Origin of the sequence: Aquabacterium sp., from assembly GCF_021768455.1 — a bacterium.
Classification (GTDB): domain Bacteria; phylum Pseudomonadota; class Gammaproteobacteria; order Burkholderiales; family Burkholderiaceae_C; genus Aquabacterium.
Map to the genome: position 1 here is coordinate 1 of NZ_JAIZVX010000265.1, position 2266 is coordinate 2266.

2 protein-coding genes are annotated in these 2266 nt (G+C 71.3%); both read right to left on the reverse strand.

The window, feature by feature from the left end; genetic code table 11:
* Positions 1-53 precede the first annotated feature (53 nt).
* Positions 54-1361, reverse strand: a complete 1308-nt coding sequence (locus QZ994_RS19565; protein ID WP_290877687.1) for an MFS transporter — start codon at positions 1359-1361, stop codon at positions 54-56.
* Positions 1362-1468: 107 nt separating this feature from the next.
* The coding region (locus tag QZ994_RS19570; protein ID WP_367172364.1) for an enoyl-CoA hydratase-related protein at positions 1469-2266 on the reverse strand (798 nt) is incomplete at its 5' end.

Consider the following 2266-nt stretch of genomic DNA (forward strand, 5'->3'; position numbering starts at 1 on the left):
CGAAAGAAGGTGCGAAAGAAGGTGCGAAAGAAGGGGCGCGGGGCCCCTGGGGCTCAGGCGGCGCGAGAGGGCTGGCGCACGCTGTCCAGCGCCTTGGCGGCCTTGGTGGCCTGGGGAGGCGGTGCGGCATCGGCGCCGGCTTGGGGGCGGCTGCCATAGGCGTAGGCGCCGAGGCGGCCCATCAGCAGGCAGGCGATCACCAGACCGCCGGCCATCACCATCAGGGCCGGGTCGTAGCTGTGCATGAGCTTGAAGCTCTGGCCCATGAGGAAGGGGCCCAGGCCCGAGCCCAGCATGAAGATGGCAAACAGGTAGCCGTAGATCTCGCCAAAGGCCTTGAGCCCGAGGTAACGGGATTGCAGGAAGGCGATCAGGTCGACCTCTGCGCCCAGGCCCAGTCCCACCAGGATGGCGGCTGGCACGCCGAAGCGGGCGTCCGAGGTGCCCAGCAGGAGGGCGATGCCCAGCAGGGGCAGGCTGAAGAACACGATGGCCACGTGGGGGGCGTGCAGGCGGTCGAGCAGCCAGCCGGCGGCCAGTCGGCCCACGATCAGGGCCAGGCCGGCGGCACTGATGGCGGCCGTGGCCTGGGCCGCGGGCACACCGCGGTCGGTCATGAGGGGGACGATGTGGGCGACCACGCCCGAGGCGGCCAGGGCCACGGTGAAGAAGGCAACGGCCAGGCACCAGAAGCGGCGGTCGGTGCGGGCTTCGGGGGCGCTCAGTCCGGCGGCCTGGGCCTGTTTGGCCGCGGCCTGGGCGCGCTGGGGCAGGCCCTCGTCTTGCCGGCGGGTGACCAGACCGGCCATGGCGGGCAGGGCCACGAGCAGGGTCACCAGCCCCAGGCCGATGTAGGCGCCGCGCCAGCCCACGGTGGTGATGAGCTTTTGTGCCAGCATGGGCATGAGCATGGTGCCCAGGCCCACCCCGGCGGTGGCGATGCCCAGGGCCAGGCCGCGGCGCTGGTCGAACACGGCGGCGATGGCCTTGCTGTAAGGCAGGGGCGTCTGTCCGGCGGCCACGATGCCGCACAGGGCGTACATCAGCACCAGGGCCAGCGGCGAGTTGGCCAGCAGGCCGATGGCGGCCATGCCCAGGGCAAAGAGGGTGATGGCCGGCAGGGCGACGCGGCGGGTGCCGTGCTTGTCGATCAGGCGGCCGATCAACGGGGTGGCGATGCCCGTGGCCACCAGGCCGGCCAGCAGGGCGCCGGAGATGGCGCCGCGGTCGGTCTGCATGGCCTCGCTCAGGGGTTTGACGAACACCCCGAAGGTGAACTGCATCACCGGGCCGTTGCCGACCGTGAGGCCGAGCAGGGAGCCGGCCACCACCCACCAGGGGTTGGAAAAAGGTTTGCGCATCATTGTCTCCTCGTTGTGCTGGGCCGCCTGGTTGACGGCTCCGGGTCCTCGGGAAAGGCCCTGGGTGCGCTGCACCTCAGGCCACATGATCGGTCAGGAAGGGGCGTTCATTCGAAGCGGGGGCTCTGTTTGGCCAGTCGGGCTGCAATCCCTGTGCGCTTGTCGGCCGTGCCGAAGAGCAGCTGGAAGGATTTGCGTTCGAACTGCAGGCCCAGGGCCAGCGGGCTGCTCATGCTCTCGAGCACGGCCTCCTTGATGAACTGCAAGGCCAGGCGAGGGCCTTGCGCCAGCTCGCCGGCCAGGTGCAGGGCGCGGTCTTCGAGTTCGGCGTCCGCCACCACCTCGCTGGCCAGGCCCATGGCCAGGGCCTGGGCGGCGCCGAAGCGTTCGCCGGTGAGCAGCAGCTTCATCGCGCGGAACTTGCCGATGGCGCGGCTCAGGCGCTGGGTGGCGCCGCCACCGGGCATCAGGCCCAGCAGCACCTCGGGCTGGCCGAAGCTGGCCGTGTCGCTGGCGAGGATGATGTCGGCGTGCATGGCCAGTTCGCAGCCGCCGCCGAGGGCGTGGCCGCGCACGGCGGCGATCACCGGTTTGCGGCAGGCGCTGATGGCGCCCCAGAGGCGGTCCATCTGGCGGTCGATGATCTCGCTGCTGCTGGCGTCGAGGTACTCGCCCAGGTCGGCGCCTGCGCAGAAGGCCCGGGCGCTGCCGGCGAGCACGACCACGCGCACGCTGTCATCGGCATCGAGCTGGGTGAAGGCCTCGGCCAGGGCCTGGCGCAGGGCCAGGTTGAGGGCGTTGAGCACGGCGGGGCGGTTCAGGCGCAGCACGGCCACGCCGGGGGCGGGGCGCTCTTCAAGCAGGAGGGCATCGGGTGCGGAGGTCATGTGGGGTGCCGGTTGGGG

Coding starts and splice junctions, on each gene's coding strand:
- QZ994_RS19565 (WP_290877687.1), bottom strand. CDS start 1,361: ATGCGCAAACCTTTTTCCAACCCCTGGTGGGTGGTGGCCGGCTCCCTG.